Annotated in this window: 20 protein-coding genes; 10 read left to right on the top strand and 10 right to left on the bottom strand. The window is 23.0% G+C overall.

Going from position 1 to position 21,210, the window contains the following annotated elements:
- The first annotated feature begins 1 nt into the window (after position 1).
- Positions 2-1,654: an LIC_10190 family membrane protein gene (locus AC5SL9_RS00875; protein WP_494574151.1), complete on the top strand. Its 1,653-nt coding sequence runs from the start codon at positions 2-4 to the stop codon at positions 1,652-1,654.
- On the opposite strand, the gene AC5SL9_RS00870 is transcribed toward AC5SL9_RS00875, so the two are convergent.
- Positions 1,640-2,947 (bottom strand): hypothetical protein, encoded by a 1,308-nt coding sequence (locus AC5SL9_RS00870; protein ID WP_494574150.1) that lies wholly within the window; start codon positions 2,945-2,947, stop codon positions 1,640-1,642. The genes AC5SL9_RS00875 and AC5SL9_RS00870 overlap by 15 nt on opposite strands.
- Before the next feature lie 51 nt (positions 2,948-2,998).
- Between AC5SL9_RS00870 and rfbG the strand changes: the two genes are divergently transcribed.
- Both rfbG and AC5SL9_RS00860 read left to right on the top strand, forming a co-directional pair.
- The gene (gene rfbG, locus AC5SL9_RS00865; protein WP_494574149.1) at positions 2,999-4,054 is read left to right on the top strand and encodes a CDP-glucose 4,6-dehydratase; all 1,056 of its coding nucleotides are present in this window, start codon (positions 2,999-3,001) and stop codon (positions 4,052-4,054) included.
- Positions 4,055-4,056: 2 nt separating this feature from the next.
- Positions 4,057-4,833: a sugar phosphate nucleotidyltransferase gene (locus tag AC5SL9_RS00860; protein WP_494574148.1), complete on the top strand. Its 777-nt coding sequence runs from the start codon at positions 4,057-4,059 to the stop codon at positions 4,831-4,833.
- Between the two features lie 2 nt (positions 4,834-4,835).
- Here AC5SL9_RS00860 and AC5SL9_RS00855 read toward each other — a convergent pair whose 3' ends face one another.
- Complete coding sequence (locus tag AC5SL9_RS00855) at positions 4,836-5,777, bottom strand: glycosyltransferase family 2 protein (RefSeq protein WP_494574147.1); 942 nt, start codon at positions 5,775-5,777, stop codon at positions 4,836-4,838.
- Between the two features lie 148 nt (positions 5,778-5,925).
- Here AC5SL9_RS00855 and AC5SL9_RS00850 point away from each other — a divergent pair, with 148 nt between their 5' ends.
- On the top strand, positions 5,926-6,528 hold the full coding sequence (locus tag AC5SL9_RS00850; protein WP_494574146.1) for an FkbM family methyltransferase: 603 nt from the start codon (positions 5,926-5,928) through the stop codon (positions 6,526-6,528).
- Positions 6,529-6,535: 7 nt separating this feature from the next.
- Here AC5SL9_RS00850 and AC5SL9_RS00845 read toward each other — a convergent pair whose 3' ends face one another.
- Positions 6,536-8,077: a hypothetical protein gene (locus tag AC5SL9_RS00845; protein ID WP_494574145.1), complete on the bottom strand. Its 1,542-nt coding sequence runs from the start codon at positions 8,075-8,077 to the stop codon at positions 6,536-6,538.
- 201 nt (positions 8,078-8,278) lie between these two features.
- On the opposite strand from AC5SL9_RS00845, the gene AC5SL9_RS00840 reads away from it, so the two are divergent.
- Genes AC5SL9_RS00840 through AC5SL9_RS00830 form a run of 3 tightly spaced genes read left to right on the top strand, consistent with a single transcriptional unit; the run spans position 8,279 to position 11,013 of the window.
- Positions 8,279-8,950, top strand: coding sequence for a glycosyltransferase family 2 protein (locus tag AC5SL9_RS00840; RefSeq protein WP_494574144.1), 672 nt, complete (start codon positions 8,279-8,281; stop codon positions 8,948-8,950).
- Positions 8,951-8,957: 7 nt separating this feature from the next.
- Positions 8,958-9,740, top strand: a complete 783-nt coding sequence (locus AC5SL9_RS00835; protein ID WP_494574143.1) for an FkbM family methyltransferase — start codon at positions 8,958-8,960, stop codon at positions 9,738-9,740.
- Positions 9,727-11,013: an O-antigen ligase family protein gene (locus AC5SL9_RS00830; protein ID WP_494574142.1), complete on the top strand. Its 1,287-nt coding sequence runs from the start codon at positions 9,727-9,729 to the stop codon at positions 11,011-11,013. The genes AC5SL9_RS00835 and AC5SL9_RS00830 overlap by 14 nt, the downstream gene beginning before the upstream one ends.
- Here AC5SL9_RS00830 and AC5SL9_RS00825 read toward each other — a convergent pair.
- Positions 11,010-11,462 carry an acyltransferase gene (locus tag AC5SL9_RS00825; protein WP_494574141.1) on the bottom strand — a complete coding sequence of 151 codons (453 nt, stop codon included), beginning with the start codon at positions 11,460-11,462 and terminating at the stop codon, positions 11,010-11,012. The two genes, AC5SL9_RS00830 and AC5SL9_RS00825, sit on opposite strands and share 4 nt — an antisense overlap.
- Before the next feature lie 11 nt (positions 11,463-11,473).
- On the opposite strand from AC5SL9_RS00825, the gene AC5SL9_RS00820 reads away from it, so the two are divergent.
- The 3 genes from AC5SL9_RS00820 to AC5SL9_RS00810 are packed head-to-tail and all read left to right on the top strand — an operon-like array spanning position 11,474 to position 14,285.
- Positions 11,474-12,580, top strand: a complete 1,107-nt coding sequence (locus AC5SL9_RS00820) for a DegT/DnrJ/EryC1/StrS family aminotransferase (RefSeq protein WP_494574140.1) — start codon at positions 11,474-11,476, stop codon at positions 12,578-12,580.
- Between the two features lie 29 nt (positions 12,581-12,609).
- Positions 12,610-13,353 carry a glycosyltransferase family 2 protein gene (locus AC5SL9_RS00815; RefSeq protein ID WP_494574139.1) on the top strand — a complete coding sequence of 248 codons (744 nt, stop codon included), beginning with the start codon at positions 12,610-12,612 and terminating at the stop codon, positions 13,351-13,353.
- Positions 13,353-14,285, top strand: coding sequence for a hypothetical protein (locus AC5SL9_RS00810; RefSeq protein ID WP_494574138.1), 933 nt, complete (start codon positions 13,353-13,355; stop codon positions 14,283-14,285). The genes AC5SL9_RS00815 and AC5SL9_RS00810 overlap by 1 nt, the downstream gene beginning before the upstream one ends.
- A 75-nt stretch (positions 14,286-14,360) precedes the next feature.
- Here the strand turns inward: AC5SL9_RS00810 and AC5SL9_RS00805 are convergent, their stop codons facing one another.
- The 6 genes from AC5SL9_RS00805 to AC5SL9_RS00780 all read right to left on the bottom strand — a co-directional run bounded on the left by AC5SL9_RS00805 (position 14,361) and on the right by AC5SL9_RS00780 (position 21,209).
- Complete coding sequence (locus AC5SL9_RS00805; RefSeq protein WP_494574137.1) at positions 14,361-14,933, bottom strand: hypothetical protein; 573 nt, start codon at positions 14,931-14,933, stop codon at positions 14,361-14,363.
- A gap of 1,231 nt (positions 14,934-16,164) precedes the next feature.
- A complete protein-coding gene (locus tag AC5SL9_RS00800) occupies positions 16,165-17,901 on the bottom strand; it encodes a carbamoyltransferase family protein (RefSeq protein ID WP_494574136.1) in 1,737 nt (578 codons plus the stop codon).
- A 14-nt stretch (positions 17,902-17,915) separates the two neighbouring features.
- On the bottom strand, positions 17,916-18,521 hold the full coding sequence (locus tag AC5SL9_RS00795; RefSeq protein ID WP_494574381.1) for a Gfo/Idh/MocA family oxidoreductase: 606 nt from the start codon (positions 18,519-18,521) through the stop codon (positions 17,916-17,918).
- Between the two features lie 98 nt (positions 18,522-18,619).
- A complete protein-coding gene (locus AC5SL9_RS00790; protein ID WP_494574135.1) occupies positions 18,620-18,970 on the bottom strand; it encodes a Gfo/Idh/MocA family protein in 351 nt (116 codons plus the stop codon).
- Positions 18,970-20,124 (bottom strand): glycosyltransferase family 4 protein, encoded by a 1,155-nt coding sequence (locus AC5SL9_RS00785; RefSeq protein WP_494574134.1) that lies wholly within the window; start codon positions 20,122-20,124, stop codon positions 18,970-18,972. The genes AC5SL9_RS00790 and AC5SL9_RS00785 overlap by 1 nt, the downstream gene beginning before the upstream one ends.
- The gene (locus AC5SL9_RS00780; RefSeq protein WP_494574133.1) at positions 20,124-21,209 is read right to left on the bottom strand and encodes an N-acetyl sugar amidotransferase; all 1,086 of its coding nucleotides are present in this window, start codon (positions 21,207-21,209) and stop codon (positions 20,124-20,126) included. Before AC5SL9_RS00780 ends, AC5SL9_RS00785 begins: the two co-directional genes overlap by 1 nt.
- Between the last annotated feature and the right edge of the window lies 1 nt (position 21,210).

The raw sequence follows: 21,210 nt of genomic DNA, 5'->3' as shown, positions 1-21,210 counted from the left end.
AATGCTTAGTATATTTTTTTACTCGTTCTGTACGTTATTTTTATACTCTACTTTTGGCTTTTTTATAAAAAAAAAGACTGAAGCTAATAACACATACTTTACTGATTTGGTAATTTATGGCATTATTACAATTTCATTTATAGCATTAGTAATAAATTTTTTTGCTCCCCTTTCCAAAAACATAAATTCATTACTTTTTATACCGTGTTTATTAATTTTTATTAAATTTAGAGAACAGCTTAATACTAAAAAATTTTATTCTTTTTTATTGTTTGGTTCATTTCTATCAACAATATTATTGTTTGCATCTCACACGTATAGACCAGATGCAGGATTATATCATTTACCTTTTGTAAACATATTAAATGAAGAAAAAATTATTTTTGGTTTAACTAACTTGCATTTTAGATATGGACACACATCGATATTACAATATCTTTCTGCAATAAATCTTAATATCTTTTTTGGCATTAATGGAATTGTTATTCCAAGTGCATTAATTGCATCAACTATTATTATTAATTTTTTAATTAAATTTCGTAACGCTGTAGAAAATAATAATTATGATTTTCATTTTTTTTATATACTTTCAATACTCATATACATTTTTTTTAAAATGAATAGATATAGTGAATATGGAAATGATGCACCTGCACATTTTATTACCTTTTATTTATTTTCTGAATATTTAAATTCAAATAAAAAAATAAATTTAAAAAAAATTTTAAATTTAAGTATTTTAAGTGTATTTGTTGTGCTTAATAAATTTACTCTAGTTGGAGTTTTGCTATTACCATTAATATTGTTGATCAAAAATAATTTAATTTCAATTTCAATATTAAAAAAATTCAAATTTTACTTTATTTTATTGTTTGGCATATTATGGTTATTTAAAAACATAATTATTTCTGGGTGTATAATTTTTCCAATTCATTCAACCTGTATAGAAAAAATTAAATGGACAAATATTATTAGTGTTAAAAAAATATCAATAGAAAACGAGGCATTTTCTAAGAACTGGCCATCATATAAAAATAGAATTAGTACAACGCAGCAAGAGTATATAAAAAATTTTAATTGGGTAAATACATGGTTAAAAAAATTTACAAATGAACAAAGAGAAAAATTATTTGCCTTTATATTGCTATTATTAACAATCTACATTTTGTTAATTTTTAAGTCTGAGAATGTTAAAAAACACCATAATCCAAAAATGATGACACTTACTTCAATCCTAATTTTTTTGACAACTATCTGGTTTCTTAAAACACCTGATTATAGATATGCTTATTCAATTATTGTTAGTCTCGTTTCTATTCCATTCGCTTATTTATTATCTAAAAGAAAATTTAATAGCACCTCTAACAAATTATTTTTTTCTTTAATTTTTATTTTTTTCTTAGCCTTTCTATTAAAGAATTTTAATAGAATTATATTTACAGAAAAATATTTAAATTATCCTTTTCCTAGATATAATTCACATAACAATGATAATAAAAAAGTTCTATTAAATTTTAAGATGATTAATGGAAAAAAAATTTTTATACAAAAAGAAGGTTATTGTATGTACAGTAAGGCTCCATGCACACCATATGAAATAAATATTGAAATTATTAAAAAAAATGGTTTCTTATTTTTTTTAAAAAAAGTCTAATTTTTTTTTAATATAAATATATTCATAAAATAAATAGAATGATGCAATCATGTACAATGATGTGCAATGTCTAGTATAAATAAAACCTACCATGTAAGGAAAAAAATATAACAAAACTAAAAGAATCATAAAAATATTTTTAGATGATCTCTGATAAATAAAATTTTTGATTATTAAAAAAGTAAAAGTTATAAACAATATTTTGTTTGGAATATTTGAAATTCTAAGTTCATTTATTAATTGATTATTTTGATCTAAAAATTGTGAATCTTTATTAAGATAAATAAATATAACTTGAATTTTTTTTAGGACACTTAGGAACACCTCATAAGGGTTCAGTTTTAAATAATTTATACTATCTTTAAAATAGTAGTCATTAATTTCCCATTCATCTTTAAAAATATTCTTAGGTAGTTTATTTTCAATTTCTTTAGTAAGAGTATCCGGGCTTATTTCTGGATAAATTGAATTAAATTTTTCATTATAGGCGTGATTTAGAGTGAAAGAATTATACGACACTAAATTTGTACCATAAGCAAAAACCTTAGTTTTTTGATAAGAGTAAATTCCCCAAGATAAACTAGAGATCAAAAAAATCATGATCGGAAAATAATTAAAAATTCTTTTTTTATGGTCATTAATAAGAAAAAAAATACTTAACCCCGTGCACAAAAATATCATAGAAGATTTAAGAAAAAAAATTGACGCTATTATTAGTCCTATATAAATATTACGATATTTAAATTCTGAATAAAATAGTAAAAATAATATAATAATTAAGTAATTTAAAATTCCCTCTTCAAAGTTAATCGAAAGTGTAGTTATTAAATTATGAGGATTGTATAAAAATATCATTAAAGAAATTAGTAAAAATAAAAATTTATTTTTAATTGTTAAATTGACCAATATAAAAAAAATGATTGAAAAGAAAAAAATATTTTTTACAAATAATATTACATAAAAATTTTCTGATACATAGTTGTACAAAAAATGCAGTACTAATGGTAAAAGTGGCATTCTTGATACATAATAATCTATTCCAAAGTACGTAGCCTTAAGCCCATTACCTAATTCAAGGTTCTTCATTATTTGACCAAAATTAAAACCAACATTTTCTAAAATGAATTGGTTATTATCTCCAACTATATTGGGAAATTTGACTGTATATAAATAACTAAATATGAAATTTATAATTAAGATTATAAATACAAATAGTAAGTATAAATAGAATAAATTATACCCAGTTAAATTTATTTTTTTAATATTATTAAAAAATGTTAATGAAAATTTCATTGCTATATTTACCAATATACATAAAAAACTATTAATAAAGAAATTTTATAAATGCAAAAAAATATTTTTAAGAACAAAAAAATACTAATTACCGGTTGTACTGGTTTTACAGGTGGGTGGTTAATTTTGTATTTTAAGTTAATGGGTGCTATAATTTATGGATATTCTAAAAAACCTCCATTTAAAAATAGCCTATTTCAAACACTTAATTTAAAAAAAAAAATATATTTTCAAGAAGGGGATGTTTTAGATGATGATAATTTAAGAAAATTTTATAAAAAATCAAATCCTGATTTTGTGTTTCATCTTGCTGCAAATGCTATAGTAAAAGATTGTTATAAATATCCAACTGATGCATTTCAATCAAACACTGTAGGCACATTAAACTTAATGGAAATTATAAGAACTTCCAAAACTAAAAAAAAAATATCTGTAAATATAATTACAACTGACAAGGTTTATCAAAATTCTGAAATAAAAAAATATTTTACCGAAGATGACATTTTAGGAGGTGAAGATCCTTATAGTGCCTCAAAAGTTTGTGCAGAAATTATTTGCCTAAGTTACTATAAATCTTTTTTAAAAAATAAAAATATTTCAATAAATATTTTAAGAAGTGGAAATATTATAGGTGGTGGAGACTGGTCTAATTATAGATTAATACCAGATATTGCAAATTCATTAAAAACAAAAAAGATTTTAAAAATTAGAAACCCTAATCATACAAGACCTTGGCAACATATATTTGATGTTATAAACAGTTATGCACTTATAGCTTCAAAAAAATATACTCTACAAAAATTTAATTTTGAAATATGGAATATTGGTCCTTTAACTAAAAAAAACTATTCAGTAAAAAATATTATAAAAATGATTGAAAAAAAAATATCTAAAAAAATTGTTATTAAATTAATTAAAAGTAAAAATGTTGAAAAAAAATTTTTGAATCTCAATTCAACCAAATTATTTAAAAAATTAAATATTAAAAATAAGCTAAATACAGCTGAGTCAATAGATTTAACATTTGACTGGTATTTAAAAAGTTTTAAAACAAAGAAAGATAATTTTTCTGAAAATCAATTAAGTAAATATTTAGATTATAGATAAAAATGAAATGTGTTATATTAGCCGGTGGTGTTGGTTCTAGACTTTTTGAAGAAACTAAAATCAAACCTAAGCCTCTAGTTGAAATAGGCAGAAAGCCTATATTACAACATATTATAAAATATATTGCGTCTTCCAATATTAAGGAATTCATAATTTGCCTTGGTTACAAAGGAAACTTGATAAAAGATTATTTTGTAGAACTGGCAAGCAAAAAATATTCATTCAAATACAATAAAAAAGACTCTTCTATAATTTTTTTAAACAAAGATTTAAAAAATGTAAAAATTACATTTATTAAAACTGGTTTAAATACAGGTACTGGAGGTAGACTACTTAAAATTAAAAATAAGTTAAAACAAAATGATAATTTTATGATGATTTATGGTGATGGTCTTCATAACATAAAAATTGATAAATTAATCAAACAACACAATAAAACTAATGCAAAAATTACAATGTGTATTACAAGACCAAAAAATAGATTTGGTTTAGCTTACTGTAGAGGAACTAATTTAGTTAGCTTTAATGAAAAAAAAAATATTAACAAAAATGATAACAACTGGATTAATGCTGGTGTATTTGTAATAAATTATGAAGTTTTAAATTATATACCAAATTTTTCGACTTTCTTCGAGCATGCGCCTATACAAAAATTTATTAAGTTAAAAAAAGTAAAGGTTTTTAAACATAGTGGATTTTGGGCTTGCATGGATACTCTTAAAGATAAAATTGAATTAAATAAATTATACAAAAAAAACCCTGAAGGGATTTTTAATTAAACTTAAGTTTTATCCTTTATAATAAATATATCATTCTTTTTAACCTGCCTATAAATTCTGCCGACATATTCACCTAGGATTCCTAAAAATATTGAGTTAAATGCTATTCCGAAAAGAATTAAGAGCGTTTGAGTTGTAAAGCCAGGAGATTTACTTCCTGTAGTAACAGCATGAAATAAATAGAAAATCGTTAAAATTAAACATATAAAAAAAACTAAGAAACCAAGATAAGTTGCAATTTTCAAAGGAACAATTGAGTGATTTGTTATTCCATTTAGAGCATTATTAAAATAATTAAAAAAATTAAACTTGGATTTTTCATTGTTTCTTATGCCTCGATTATGATTAATGCCTATTTGTTTATAGCCTATCGAGGAAATTAAACCTCTGACATATGGGTCTTGATCATTAACTTCGATAATTTTATCAACAACCTTTTTATCACACAGTCTAAAATCACCAGAATCATTTGGCAAGTTATCATCTGAAATTAAATCAATAATTCTGTAAAATGAATGTCTAAAAAAGGCATATAAATCTTTATTTCTTTTTTTTCTTATTCCATAAACAATTTCATTTCCTTCTTCCCATTTCTTCACAAAATCTGGGATAAGTTCAGGAGGATCTTCGAAATCACAATCTATTTGTATTATAGCATCTCCCATAGCTTGCTGAAAACCAAATAGCAGAGATCTTTCTTTGCCAACATTTTTTGAAAATTGATATCCCTTAACCCTATTGTCTTTTACAGATATTTTTTTTACTAATTGAAATGAGTTATCAGTGCTCAGATTGTCTGTAAATATAATTTCAAATTCATATTCTTTTAGATCATTCTTAAAAATTTCATTAAGTTGACTGTACATTGGCTCAATGTTTTTACTTTCATTTCTAATTGGAATACATATTGAAATAATTTTTTTATTAATGTAGTTAGACACCATGGAAATTTATTATTACCTCATAAAGTTTAAAATATTTTTGCCAGTTATAAAATTAATATCATTTTTATTTAAAAATGAAACTAACTTTAAAACAAAAGATTATATCTATCAGGTTCCCTTAAATTTTGACCCAATATCAAAATTTCTAATGAAATTTGATCTATATGAAAAAAAAGAAAGAGTGATGCTTCAGAAGATGCTTGATAATACAGATATTATCGAAGCAGGTGCTGGCATAGGGCTTATTTCAATGTATTTAAAAAAAAAAGCTAAAAATAAAAAATTGATTATGATTGAGCCTAATCAAAAAATGAACAATCTTATTCATAATAACTTTAATATTAACAAATTCAATTTAGATGAATTAGAAATTTTAAATTATGCTTTAAGTGATAGTGAAAAAGAAAAGGTTGAATTTCAAACATATGAGAGTGATATGGCAAATACTATCAGCAATCAGGCATTAGATTACAATTTTAAAAAGAAAAATGTAGATTATGTAGATACAATTTCACTTAATTATATAATAGAAAAATATCAAATCAAAAATTTTCAGTTAGTTTTGGATATTGAAGGTGAAGAAATTAATGTTATAAAAAAAAATAATGCTTGGCTTGACAAGTGTGCATCAATTCTTTTAGAAAATCACTTACCAAAAAAAGATTTGAATGAACTTAATAGTTATATTTTGAACAAAGGATTTAGTTTAATAGATAAAAAAGAAAATGTTTTTTTGTTTATTAAAAGTTAACTCCATACTAAATGCATTCTCTATAGGGTTTAATAAACTTAATAAATACAAAGCTTTCATATTGATCATTTGAAAGAAAGTTTCTCTTTGCAACTTTTGAATTAAAAACTTTTAGAATCATATAACAATCTGTTTTAAAATTAGAAAGTATTGTTTCATTTTGAAGAAATTCACTTGTATAAGATTTATCTGATCCAATAGAAAAAAAGCCAAATTTTATTTCATCATAATTATTGACTAAAGCTTTATTACTATAATTTTTGTATTTATATCCAACTAAATTTTTAGAATGAAATTTTCCTCTAGTGTTTGATAAGATCTTAGAATCTTTTGATACTTGTTCTATTTCTTTTATATCTTTATATAAGTAGATGTGTTCATTTTTTGCTTCCTCAAAATTTTTATTATACGTAATGGTTGAAACCTTAAGAAAAAATAGAATAAATAATGATACTATCATGGCTGAAAATGCAAATGACATATAATCAAATATATTTTTTATATTTTTTTTTAAAATTAAGTGGTCATGACAAATGGCTATAAATAAAAATGCAAGCATGAACCATCTAGATTGAAAATTTGTATATCCCACTAATACTGCAGTAGTAATAAAACATATAAAAAATATATTTCGTTTAATACTCGATTTAAATCGCGCAATAAAAATTAGGACTGCAGATACACCAAAAACATCTAAAAATGAAAATGGTGATGTTGGTATAACAAAATTAAAAATATTTCTGAGCAATTTTAAAGTAGGGCTAAACTCTTTTGCTAAAAAACCATCCCAACTTGTATACATACTTTTTAAACGTTCCACATCAGTATTATAATCATTAAAAAATCCATTGAGAAAAGGATGAAATGGATCTGAAAATTCTAAAAATTTAATTAATGGAACTGGCAAATAATTGAAAATAAAAACTAATATAGCTAATAAAAAAAATGAACTATAATTTTTTAAATTCCTACATAAAAAAAACATATATAGTAATATGACTGAACTAATAACAATGAATGGATATTTGGTATTCGCAAAAAAACTTATAGCTAGTAAAATTCCTAAATAATCTAATTTATTAATATTTTTTGTTTCAAATTTATTGATAAATTCATTTAAAAATATTACTAGAATAATAGCTGGTAATAGGAACGGTTTTTGATCAAAAATAAATTTTACAAAAATTGGTGTTGCTAAAAAATAAATTAATTTATTTAATCTTTTTTCTTTAAATAGATAAAAAGTTAAAACAGTAAATGCTAAAAATGATTGTAAATTTTCTAAACCTATTGATAAACCTATATAGTTTACTATTTCTCCCAAGCCAACTACACCAAACTCCATGAACGATTTATCGAAAAACAATGTTGAGTTATCAATTAAACTTTTAGGCCAAGCTAAATGATAAGCATAACTGTCAGCTCCATTAATTGGAATTAAAGTTAAGAATGAGAAAAAAAAATACGCAATAAATAACCATTTATTTTTAACAACATCTCTTTTAATTATTGTGTGTTTATAATAGACAAACCTCAATAAAGTTATCATTGACAAAAAAAAAAGTGAGTAAATTATATATTGTGCATACTCTGTCAGATAAATTATTGGGAATAATAGACCAATCAACAATATAGATGACATTATTGAAAACAATAAATTATTGTAATTTATTTTACTCTTTTCTTGAAAAAAAAGTGTTAAACTATAAAAGCCAGTAACAAATAAATAAGGCGTTATAAAAGACATGCTATGAAAATATCTATATTAATTCCCTGTTTTAATGAAGAAAATTTTATAAAAAAAACAATAACTAACGTATTTGAAAATATTGATCCATTTGAAATCTTGGTAATTGATGATGGCTCAACAGATGACTCGGTAAAAATAGTTGATGAAATTGACAATCCTAAATTAAAATTAATCAAAAATGATAAAAATTTAGGAAAGGGTTATTGTTTACAAAGAGGATTTACAGCTGCGACAGGAGATTTAGTCATAGTTCAAGATGCAGATCCAGAATACAATCCTCAAGATTTAAAAGTCATAATTGAACCTTTTGTAAATCAAAGTGCTGATTTTGTCATTGGGACAAGATTTCAGACAAAAAATAAACGTAAAATAGGTTATTTTTATCACACAGTTTTCAATAAATTAATTACTTTTTTGGTTAATTTAAAATCTAATACAAATTTTACAGATATAGAATGTGGTTACAAAGCTGTATCAAAAGAAATATTAAAAAAAATTGATCTAAAAGAAAAAAGATTTGGAATAGAAGTTGAGTTAATAAGAAAATTATCTAAACTAAATTTGAATATGTATGAGGTCCCTGTCAGCTATGAAATGAGATCATACAATGAGGGAAAAAAAATTGGACTGAAAGATGCTTTTTCGGCAATATATTGTTTAATCAAATATTAATTATTTCATGCTCAGATATTTGAGAAACACTAAATTAGAAAAAATAATTAAATCGAACCTGACTTTAATTTTATTATCTAATTTTATAATTAGAAAGTTTAACTTTTTACTACCTTATGAACAAGATTGGTTTTTTTTCAAAAAATTTTTACTTAAAAAAAATGAGATAATATTAGATATTGGTGCCCATTGGGGAGAGTCAGCTATTGTTTTTAGAAAGTTTTTTCCTAATAATTTAATAATTTCATTTGAGCCAAACAAGTATACTTATCTGCAATTGCAAAATGTTACAAAAAATCTAAACATACAAACATTTAATTACGGTATTGGTAAGAAAGAAAGAAAAAATATTTATTTTCCTTATTGTAATAATAGACAGCTATCATTGTGGGGTTCCTCAGACTTAATGCTTTTAAAAGATAGAATTAAAAAATTTACACATTTAGATGAACAAAAAATTGAATATAAAAAAAGTAAATTTAAGTTTGATAAGCTACCTAAGCTTAAAAATAAAGTTGGAATTATTAAAATTGATGTTGAAGGATCTGAGCATTTAGTTTTATCTCATATCACAAGCGTACTGAAGAAAGATAAGCCACTTTTATTTATAGAATATAATTCCAATAATTTTGAAAAAATTTTTTTGAAGTTAAATAAATTTGGGTATAAAGCACATACATATTTTGATGGAAAATTAAAACTGATCAAAGAATGTAGAAAATTTGAAAAAATTGCAATTAAAAAAAGAAGTAGTATCAATATCATTTTCAAAAAAAATGTTCTTAAATAACAAATTTATAAATCTATATTTTTTCCTTTTATTATTCTCTTTAATAATTGGTGCTGCAGCATTCAATTTTGCATCTACAATCTTTATCTTAAGAATATGTTTTGAACTTATTAAAAATAAGGACTTCAAATATTTAAAACAAAAATGGTTTTTATCATTACTATTGCTTTATATAGTTTTTTTAATATCTTCAGTAAGCTCTGAATATACTGAGAAAATTATACTAAAGAATCTATTATTAATTAGATACCCAATATTAATATTATCTATTCAGTACTTTATAAAAATATATAAAAAAAATAATCTATTTTTATTGTCAATATTTTTTACAACTCTTTTTGTAGCATTCGACTCTCTCGTTCAATACTATTTTGGATTTAATCTACTAGGTAATACTATAGATTTAACTAATATACATCGACAAAGGTTAACTGGTGTTTTTGGAGACGAACAAATAGTAGGATCGTTCATAGTAAAATTTTTGTGCCCTGTGATTCTTGGTAGTTTTTTAATTTTTAAAAAAAATTATTTAACTTCATTTGCTTTTTTTATTTTTATGATTTTTATGATTTTAGTTAGCCAAGAAAGAATGCCTTTTATTACATCTTTATTGATTTTTTTTATTATTGGTCTCGTCGTTCTATACCAAAAAAAATTTAGATTATTTATAACTTACTCAGCCTTAACTCTAATTATATTAACTACAACACTGATTGGTGATACTTCTTTAAAAAAAAGATATCTATCTCTTTTTTCTACAGGTAGTGGAATTGTGAAACCTACTTTTGATGATAGTGGAAACAAAAAAAGTATAAATAAAATTTCAGATTTATTGAACGTTGAAATTTCTTTTAAAGATAGCATGTGGGGTGCGCACTTTTTAACTACAATAGAAATTTTAAAAAATAATCCTATAATTGGTTCTGGAACTAGAAGTTTTAGATATGAATGTCAAAAAAAGGAATATGAAAAAATTGATAGCTATGCTTCAAAATATAGATGTTCAACTCATCCACATAATATTTACTTAGAAATATTTTCTGAAAATGGATTTATTGGTGGTTTTTATTTTGTTATTATTCTTCTATTTTTTTATTACAATCAAATTAAAATTTGCATAAGAACTAAAAATATTAATCATACTTTTGCAGTATTAGGTTTGTTCGCTAACTTATGGCCAATTGCCTCAATGGGTAGTGTGTATGCCTCTATGAATATAATAATATATTCGATTTTATTTGGATACGTCTTTTCTATATCAGAAGAAATTTAAGTTTTTTTAATAAGGCGTGCTGGATTACCAGCATACGTTCCTTTTTTAGTAATATTTTTTGTAACCACACTTCCAGCACCAATAACTACGTTTGAACAAATTTTAATTGGTAAAATGGAGCTATTGCTACCAATTGATACATTATTGCCCACATATGTAGATTTAATTTTATTTTTACCACTTGGTTTTCCACTTTCAAATTTATCATTTGTGAACATTACACCGTGACCAATAAAACAGTTTTTACCAATTGTTACTTTTTCACAAATAAAAGTATGGCTTTGAATTCTAGTATTGTTTTTAATTAAAACATTTTTTTGAATTTCAACAAATGGTCCTATAAAACAATTATCCTCAATGGTACAACCATATAAGTTGACTGGTTCAATCACTTTAATTTTCTTACCAAATTTTACTTTTATAATTTGAGATTTAATAAAAATAGTCATATAAAAAGTTTATGTCTCATATTAAATTTTTAGATATTTACAATCAAGATAAAAAAATATTTAAAAAAATTTTAGCTAATATTTCTAGGGCAATAAAAAATAATAATTTTATTCTTACAAAAGAAGTAAGTGAGTTTGAAAAAAAATTTGCTAGGTATTGTAATACAAAATATGCCATTGGTGTTGCAAACGGGACCGACGCCTTATATTTAGCTCTAAAGTCTCTTAACTTAAAAGAAAATTCAGAAGTAATAATTCCTGCTATGACTTGGAAATCTACAGTTACTTCAGTTCTTAATAATAATCTTGCGCCTATTTTAGTAGATATAAATAAAAACAACTCAAATATTGATTTGAATGATTTATCAAAAAAAATAAATAGAAAAACAAGGGTAATCATTGTTGTTCATTTGTATGGAAACCCTGGAGAGATACACGAAATAAAAAAAATAATAAAAGGAAAGAATATAAAGATTATTGAAGATGCGGCTCAAGCACATGGTGCAATTGAAAGTGAAACTAAAAAAAAAGTTGGCTCTATAGGTGACCTCGGGTGTTTTAGTTTTTACCCTGGTAAAAATTTGGGTGCATATGGAGATGCTGGTTGTATCACAACAAATTCAAAAAAATACTATAAAAAAATATTATCACTTAGAAATATTGGAATATTTAATAACAAAAATAAATCAGATTGTAATATTTTAGGAATAAATTCTAGATTGGATACTTTACAAGCTGTTATATTAAACGAAAAACTAAAAAAGTTAGATTTATTAAATAAAAAAAGAAAAAATATTGCTGAAATTTACAATCTAAAAATAAATAATTCAAAAATAAAAAAATTAGATTATAAAAATGGTAGTGTTTATCATCAATATGTAATTAAAACTAAAAATAGGTTAAAATTTTTATACCATTTAAAAAAAAATAAAATAGAGTATGGCATACACTATTCAACTAGCATTAATAATTTAAGATTATTAAAAAAATATTTTAAAAATAAAAAATTTCTAAATTCAGAGATACTTGCGAAGCAATGTGTGAGTTTGCCTATTAATCCAAATCTCAAAAAGAATGAGATAAAAAGAATAATTAATGTGGTAAATACTTTTGAGTAAATTTTAAGCTGATAAATAATGATTTAATCATGACAAAAATAACAATAATAACAGCTACATTTAATAGTGATAAAACAATCTTAGAAACAATTATTTCAGTTAAAAAACAATCATATCAAAATATTCAACATATTATTATAGATGGTGGTTCGAATGACAATACAATTAATATAATCAAAAAAAATATGAGAAAAAAAACTTCTATTTTAATATCTGAAAAGGATGAGGGAATTTACCATGCCATGAATAAGGGTATTAAATTAGCCAGAGGTAAAATTATTTTCATACTAAATTCAGATGATACATTTTATAACAAAAAAGTAGTAGAAAAAATTGTTAATATATTCAAAAAAGATAATAAATTAGATTTATTATATGGAAACTTAATTTACACAAAAAATAAAAAAATAACCAGAAGATGGAATGCTGGAATTTTTTTAAAAGAAAGTTTTTTAAAGGGGTGGAGTCCTGCACATCCATCTTTCATAGTAAAAAAAAAAGTATATGAGAAATATGGATCATTTAATTTAAAATATAAATATGCTGCAGATATAGAGATTATGTATAGATTTTTAAAAAAAACTAAGTGTAAATACTATTACATCAACGAAATTTTAATAAATATGAAGGTTGGTGGGAAATCAAACAATAATTTAATAAATATTATTAAACAAAATATTGAGAATATTAAAATTTTAAGAAACGAAAAAAATTTTAGTTATATGAAATTCATATATTATAAGTTTAAACACAGATACAACCAATTTATTTAATGATTTACTTATTACAATTTATCACAATTTTAATTTCCTTTTTTATTAGCTATAAAATTAATAAAAGTATTAAAAACTTTGATAAACCTGGAAAAAATAAAATTCAAAAAATAAAGGTTTTAACATCTGGCGGAATAGTACCATTTATTTTATTAGCATTTATAATATTTTGTTCAATTTATTTTAGCACTTCTGAGTATAGTGATTATTATTTTAATATTCCAAATATATGGATGGCACCACTCTCTATTTTAATTTTTACATTAATTTCGTTCTATGATGATTTGCATTATATAGCTTTTCAAGCAAGACTTTTCTTGCAATTATCAATTGTTTACCTTTGTGTTTCCTTGCTTCCAGTAAATCCAGATTTTAATTTTCAAACTCCAATTTTTAATGGTTTGCTTCCAGTTAAAATAGATATGATTTTAACCATAACTTTTTGGGTCTTTATAATTAATTCTACAAATTTTATTGATGGATATGATGGAATGTTTAGCTTTCAAATTACAACATGTTTTTTTGCACTGTCCATAATATTTTTTATAATCAATGAAATTTTTCACTTTCAAGTTTCATTATTGATGGTTTTTGTGGGTGTTTTATTTATACCATTTAACTTAGGCAAAAAATTTAAAATGTATATTGGTGATGCTGGATCTATCCCTGCAGGATTTATTCTTGGATGGATGATAATCTCATTAATAAATATGGGACATTTGTTAAGTGCACTTTTGATAAATTTATTTTTTATGTCTGATATTCTAATAGTCCTTTTAAAAAGAATTATAATTAAAAAATCAATATTTGTAAGACACAATGATTTTATATTTAAGAGGTCTATAGTCAAATACGGTGTTAAAAAATATTATAGTATTTCAATTTTTTCTCAAATAGTCTTGATATCGATTTCTATTTACTTAGTTTTATAAAACAAAAAAATTTATGTAACTAAAAATTAATAAAATATTATTATAAATAAAATATAATTGGTGTTACAAAAGTAGTTATTCATTTGATAACTTATCAGTATTTCGTTTTAAATTAAAATTAATGGATAAACCTAGTACCACCCATAAAAAATAAGATAAATTAAAATAATTATAAAAAAGATAACTATCAAAATTTAATATTATAATCATAGACAACACAATGATTAAAAAATTAGTATTATTTTTAGTAAATAATAATATCTTTAAAATACTAAATACCATAAATAATATTAGAACCACTCCTAAAACTTTAAAATGATTAACCAAATCATAAAATTGATTGTGTGGAGAATTAAAAGTTTGGTTACCTTTAAGGTCATAAATATAGCTTGTGCTAAAACCTGGGTAAATTTGTTCTCTTACTGTTAGCGCCGCAGCCCCATACTCATTAGGAACCTCAACTTGAATTAATCTATATCCATAACCAAAATAATTCGCACATCTCTCAGCTGATAATTGTAAATGAATACATTTTTGTAAGTAATATTTGAAGTTTGTAACAAACTCTGACTTGTCAAAAGCTGTATTTTCAGGATTAATAAAAGAAAATGAATAATATTCTATATTAATTATATGGTTATCACTCATGTATATCCCATTAGAAATATTTAGAATATATATTTTGGCTAATGCTGCTCTATAAATGAGCCCAAGATATAATTCTGTACCGAGTTTATTGATAGTATAATTAATTTGTGAAATTTCATAAGTATAAGAAAAATTTTGATCTTTAATATTAATTATACCTAGATTATTTATATTAAATATATAATTAAATGCTTTATTTAAAATATATACATATGTGTCCAAATAAAATGTAATCGTTAATAGATAAAGGAAAATGCTTAATAAAATTAGAGAACAACTAATATTAAAAAAAATTTGAGATTTTTTTTTAATTAAAAATAATATTACAATTAAAATTTCAACCAAAAAGATATAAATAGTACAATAAACATAAGAAAATAAAATTATTAAAAAAAGTAAAGAAGATTTATATTTTGTATTTAAATCATTATCTCTAAATAAAAGAATTAAATAAAAAAACGATAAAAATATCCACGAAAAACTACTTCGTCTAGTAAACGACCCTACGTCAAAAATATCATATGGTACATCAATTAAAAACTTATTAATAAAAATTATTATTAAAAATAAAATAATTAGAAAGTTTATTATATAATTGTTTTTTATATACTTAAAATACATAAATAATGTAACAATTATTGCAGAGAGAAAGCTAATAAAAATAATCCAATCTATATTAGCATTTGTAATTTCATTATGATAATATTGTATTTCATTAATTGTTTTTGAATTAAATATAATATTACGAGATTCATAAACAAAAATTGAGATCGATATTTGTATCGCTGTACTTACCCATATTAGAAATATAATTAAACTTTCGATAAGTTTATAATTTAACTTGTCTTTCAAATTAGCAAAAACAATAAATATAAAAAAACAATAGATTATTTGAAAACTTTTTTTAATATAAATATAATTTATGATGTCATAATTAAACGTGATAGAAAATAATGACCATATTAACGAAATAATTGTTAAATAAATAATATTTTTTTTAGTCAATTTTAACAGGTAGATTAACGATATTAAGATTAATAATAAAAAACAACTCTCACCAAAAATCGCCAGCGCTTTGACTTCATTAAAATAAATAAAATTGAATTTTATGGTGAAGAATCTAAATGTGGATAATGCCAATAGTATAAATATATATGAATTTATTTTATCAAATCTAATCGAATTAAGTAAAAATTTAGTCATATTTATTTTGGTGTAAAATTTAAGTTAATTATTTAATATTTCTTATCAAGACAAATTTATCCATAACCAATATATCCATATTGGTTCTTATAAAACATGAAATTGCATGATCTGGTGTCATTACAATTGGCTCATTTTCATTAAATGATGTGTTCAACAATAATGGAATATCACTTAAATTATAAAAACTTTTAATTAATTTATAAAACCTTGGATTAGTTTTTTTATTTACTGTTTGTAGTCTACCTGTTCCATCAGTATGAACGACAGAGGGAATAATGTGACGTTTATCATTATTTACCTGAGTCACAAATGACATAAATGGCGACTCATGATTACTATTAAACCATTGATTTGCATATTCCTCAAGAATAGATGGTGCAAATGGTCTGAAACTTTCTCTTCGTTTAATTTTAATATTGATAATTTCTTTAATATTTGCAACAGCTGGGTTTGCTAAAATTGATCTATTCCCAAGTGCTCTTGGTCCCCATTCCATTTTTCCCTGAAACCATCCTACAATTTTTTTTTCTAATATTTCTTTTGAAATAAAACTTACTAGTTCATCCTCTGTATCAAAAATAATTTTTTTTACTTCTTTCAACTTTGTTTGATTTTTTTCTATACTCATCTGAATTTGTTGCTCGTTAAATTCTGGACCATAAAATGCACCTTCCTCTTTTTTTAAAAAAATATTTTTTTTGGATAAAAAATAGGTTGCTGCTCCTATTGCACCGCCTGAATCTCCACTTGAAGAGCTTATATAAATTTTATCAAATTTAGTGTTAGAAAGAATTTTACCATTAGCTACTGAATTTTGAGCACAACCACCAGATAAAGATAAGTTTTTGTTATTTGTTTTTTTATAAAGATTATTTAATATTTTAAAAAAAATTTCCTCATAAACGCTCTGAGTTGATTTGGCTATATCTTTGTGATATTGACTAATGTTTTCAGTTGAATTTCTAGGTTGACCTAAAATTTCATTTACCTCTTTATTAAATAAATTACCAATTATTGGTTTTTGTCCATAAAAATCTAAATTAAATTTATTATTAGTATGATTAAAATATTTTAAATTTAATTTAAAATTATGAGTAACTTTAGTGAATAGTTTATATATTTTATTTTTTTGTGTATCTTCACCATAAGACGATAGACCCATTAATTTGTATTCATCACCATAATTTGGGAAGCCAAGGTGCTGTGTAATAGCTGTGTAGAATATTCCTAAAGAATGAGGGAAAAAAACACTATCTTTTATCTTAATACCATTTCTATCTGCCTCACCGTACATTGTACTTACAAAATCTCCAAACCCATCAACAGATAAAACAGATGATGTTTCAAATCCTGACAGATGAAATGCACTCGAGATATGAGACAAATGATGATCAATATTGATAATTTTAAAATTTATTTTTTCTTTTTTGAAGTGATGATTAAATATTTTTTTTACAGATGTAATATTTTTTAAACTATTAAATCTATTCACTAAATATCTTAAATTAGGTTTATTTTTTAAGATAAAACATAATTTTTTTATTATGTTAGCTTTAGGATTTCGGTTAATAGTTACAAACTTAATGTCAGATATCTTTAAATTACAGTAACTTAAGCAATATTTTATTGATTCAATAGGAAAGCCTGAAGAATGCTTTACTCTGTTTATTCTTTCCTCTTCTATGGCAATTAATATTTCCCCATCTTTAATTATACATGCTGCAGCATCACCATGAAAAATGTTTAAACCTAAAATTATCATCTTATAAAAGTAATCTATTTTCCAAGTTTTTTTGAATAATTATTATCATTGAAAAATACTTCTTTAGAAATTTCAGCAGAAGAATAAATTTTATCAATAATTTTTACACTTTTTGACCCTTCCTCAAGTGTTGTTGCAGAATTTTTTTTATTATGTAAGAAGTTGTATACCTCTTTATAAAATTCAATGTGACCAAACCCATAAACGTCTTTATAATTTGATGAATATTTAAAAATATCTGTATCCGCCTTTTTTCTTTTTTTAAACTCCCAAGTCTCTATTTTAGACACTGCAAAACCACTTATAACAGCTGTACCATTTTCTCCCAATATGGAAATCGACCCTTCAAGGTCCTTGGGTCTTGTAGCGGTGGTAGCTTCAATAGATCCAAGTGCACCACTTTTGAATTTTAGTATAGCTAAACAAGTATCAGCTGCATTTGTTTTTTTTGTAATTTTTAGTGTTTTAGCAAAAACACTTTTTACATTACCCATAAGCCATTGCAATAAATCTACATGGTGGCTTGCTTGGTTAGCTAACACACCACCATCAAATTTCCAAGTTCCTCTCCAACTATCTTGCAAGAAATAGCTATCATTTCTTGACCATCTAACTCTTATTGTTGCTAAAAATATTTTACCAAAACGTTTTTGATCAATTGCTTGTTTAAGTTTTTGAATAGCTGGATTAAATCTATTTTGCTTAACTATAAATAAATTTATTTTTTTTTTTTACAGTGTATCTTAATTTTTTCAGCTTGTTGAGTATTCATAACCATAGGTTTTTCTACAATTACATTTTTAAAAAATTTTGAAGTTTGAATTATATGGTCAAAATGTAAACCACTAGGTGTTAAGATTACAATCAAGTCTGCTTGTGATTTCTCACATAAGTCATTAATGGAACTATATATATTGGTTTTAGTATTTAAAATATTTTTTTTGATCTTTAAAGGATTTAAGTCACATACAGATTCAATTTCAAATTTATTTTTTAGTTTTTGTATGGCTATAAAATGTTTGTTAAAAATTCTTCCACAACCAATAATAGCTAATTTAAATTTTTTCATTAGATAGATTTATATATTTTAAGCAATCTTTGAGTATTATTTATCACATTATGTTTTGAATGATAATTTTTTTTAGCATTTAAACCTAGTTCATTCAATTTTTTTGTATCTTTATTTAAATATTCTAATTTTTTAATAAAATTTTTTTTATCTCCAAATTTTAAAACATAACCTGTTTTGTTATTAATAATTGTATCTTTAAAATACTCTTTTAAGCATACAACAGATGGAACTGCATGTGATGCTGCTTCTATTATTGGCCTACCTAATGCATTCATTCTTGAAGGAAAGCATATTACATCAATATTATTATAAAATTTATCTAAGTTTGTAACATTATTTAAAAACTTTACATTATGATATTTTTTTCTTTTAAAATTAATAAAAACTTTTGTAAAATTTTTTTTAATATTAAATAAGTCTAATATAATTGATAGAAATTTATTTGTTACAGATAAAGATCCACCAATTAAAAAAATAAAATTATTTTTTGATTTATTTATTTCAGAAATGCATTCAAAATAAAAATCAAGTCCTTTATGGAAATCAAGTGATCCTAAAAAACCAACATAAAATAAATGTTTTTTGTTTTTTGAGATTATTTTTTTTAAATTTTGAGAATTAAAAATATTATAAATTATGATACTTTTTTTTTTATAAGGTGATGTAGAATAAGTACTTTTGTCTATACAAATAAATCTATCTATGTATTTTTTTGATATAAATAAAATTACTTTAGATAGTTTTTTTTTATTAACACGTGTCCTCACATGACAGATTATTTTTGATTTAAAGAAATATTTTAGTAATGGAGCAATTACGATGAGATTGGTATCATTTAAATGTATTATATCGTACTTTTTTTTTATTTTAAAAATTTTAAATAAAAAACTAAAAAAATAAAAAAATTCTCTTAGCAATAAAATTTTTCTAAATCCTGAATAACTTCCAATTTCTGTAATATCATAGGATGGAATACCTAAAAGTTTATGAACATTTAGTTTTTTGCTCTTAAAAAATTCATACGTAGATCCATTTGGACAAATTATATCAAAATCGAATTTATTTTGTAATTTCAAAATGAATTCAGATATACTTTTTGATGCACCACCAAATTTACTATGATGTTGAATTATTAGTATTTTTTTTTTCATTAAAATTTATAAAAAAATTTATATATTTTTTTAGAAAATTTAAAAAGTTTTTCTGAGTTATCAAAATCTAAATGACTTTTTGGTTTTTCACTTAAAATTTTATCAAATTCTTCTTTAGAAAAATCTAATTTTTTACAAAAATAATCTTTTTCTCTTTCAAGATCACCTGGATAGTCATTATTTGATAATATTTTCAATGCATTATCTCTAGTAATTTCATTATTTCGTATTAGGCAAGATAGGTGAGATTTTCTTTTATCAACATTAAATTTTTTTTTCAAAATATAAGCTTGATAAAATTTTGTAAATAAAGATTCAAAATGTTTATCTTCATATTCTGACCAACCATAGTTTGATTTAAGAATTTCTATAGCATTTTTTTTTTTATAATTAATCATATTTAGGGGTTCTACTAATTTAGGACCAAAATTTAAATATTTTGCAATGTACCAATCAAAAAAACCCATTGTTGGATATGATTTAATTTTTATTGATCCATACTTTTTATGAATAGATTTTATATTTCTTATATCACTTTTTCTCCACATCCACTCTTTAGGCATTGCGTGTTCTGTAAAAATATTAGTACCACTTAAAATATATTTTATATTGTTTTTTTTTGCTGTATTGATAAGATTAGCAAAGATTGCATGATCTGTTGCAAGCTCAATATCTATAACTCCTGATTTAATAAATGATCTTTGTATATTTCGAAACTCACTCCAATTTACAATATATGTTTGAAGATCAAAACCACAACTATTAGTAATTTTTTTTATATTTGAAACAGCTAATTCTGAGTTCCACCCATTATCAAAATGTAATAATAGTGGTCTTAAGTTATATTTTTTTGCCAAATAGACTATATACGAACTGTCAACTCCTCCACTCACACCAATAAGGCAATTATATTTATTTTTTATTTTTGATATTTTGTTAAAAATTTCAATAATTTGATTATTTGAACTATTTTCAATATGTTTTTTTTTTAATAAAGGTATGTATTTTAAACAATAATTACACTGTTCATTTGTAAATTTTAGACTTTCTATAGATGAATCAAGAACGCATGTTTTGCAAATCATT

The organism is Candidatus Pelagibacter sp. PS_37 (assembly GCF_059417825.1).
Note: the sequence above shows the minus strand (reverse complement) of the source record. Positions and strands in the feature narration are given on the sequence as shown.

Bases quoted from the DNA above. Each gene is read 5' to 3' on its own strand.
- AC5SL9_RS00840 (WP_494574144.1), top strand. From the start codon at position 8,279: ATGAAAATATCTATATTAATTCCCTGTTTTAATGAAGAAAATTTTATA.
- AC5SL9_RS00825 (WP_494574141.1), bottom strand. From the start codon at position 11,462: ATGACTATTTTTATTAAATCTCAAATTATAAAAGTAAAATTTGGTAAG.
- AC5SL9_RS00785 (WP_494574134.1), bottom strand. From the start codon at position 20,124: ATGAAAAAAAAAATACTAATAATTCAACATCATAGTAAATTTGGTGGT.
- AC5SL9_RS00860 (WP_494574148.1), top strand. From the start codon at position 4,057: ATGAAATGTGTTATATTAGCCGGTGGTGTTGGTTCTAGACTTTTTGAA.
- AC5SL9_RS00810 (WP_494574138.1), top strand. From the start codon at position 13,353: ATGATTTACTTATTACAATTTATCACAATTTTAATTTCCTTTTTTATT.
- AC5SL9_RS00815 (WP_494574139.1), top strand. From the start codon at position 12,610: ATGACAAAAATAACAATAATAACAGCTACATTTAATAGTGATAAAACA.
- AC5SL9_RS00850 (WP_494574146.1), top strand. From the start codon at position 5,926: ATGAAATTTGATCTATATGAAAAAAAAGAAAGAGTGATGCTTCAGAAG.
- AC5SL9_RS00855 (WP_494574147.1), bottom strand. From the start codon at position 5,777: ATGGTGTCTAACTACATTAATAAAAAAATTATTTCAATATGTATTCCA.
- AC5SL9_RS00835 (WP_494574143.1), top strand. From the start codon at position 8,958: ATGCTCAGATATTTGAGAAACACTAAATTAGAAAAAATAATTAAATCG.
- AC5SL9_RS00845 (WP_494574145.1), bottom strand. From the start codon at position 8,077: ATGATAACTTTATTGAGGTTTGTCTATTATAAACACACAATAATTAAA.
- rfbG (WP_494574149.1), top strand. From the start codon at position 2,999: ATGCAAAAAAATATTTTTAAGAACAAAAAAATACTAATTACCGGTTGT.
- AC5SL9_RS00870 (WP_494574150.1), bottom strand. From the start codon at position 2,947: ATGAAATTTTCATTAACATTTTTTAATAATATTAAAAAAATAAATTTA.
- AC5SL9_RS00790 (WP_494574135.1), bottom strand. From the start codon at position 18,970: ATGAAAAAATTTAAATTAGCTATTATTGGTTGTGGAAGAATTTTTAAC.
- AC5SL9_RS00830 (WP_494574142.1), top strand. From the start codon at position 9,727: ATGTTCTTAAATAACAAATTTATAAATCTATATTTTTTCCTTTTATTA.
- AC5SL9_RS00875 (WP_494574151.1), top strand. From the start codon at position 2: ATGCTTAGTATATTTTTTTACTCGTTCTGTACGTTATTTTTATACTCT.
- AC5SL9_RS00800 (WP_494574136.1), bottom strand. From the start codon at position 17,901: ATGATAATTTTAGGTTTAAACATTTTTCATGGTGATGCTGCAGCATGT.
- AC5SL9_RS00820 (WP_494574140.1), top strand. From the start codon at position 11,474: ATGTCTCATATTAAATTTTTAGATATTTACAATCAAGATAAAAAAATA.
- AC5SL9_RS00780 (WP_494574133.1), bottom strand. From the start codon at position 21,209: ATGATTTGCAAAACATGCGTTCTTGATTCATCTATAGAAAGTCTAAAA.
- AC5SL9_RS00805 (WP_494574137.1), bottom strand. From the start codon at position 14,933: ATGAGTGATAACCATATAATTAATATAGAATATTATTCATTTTCTTTT.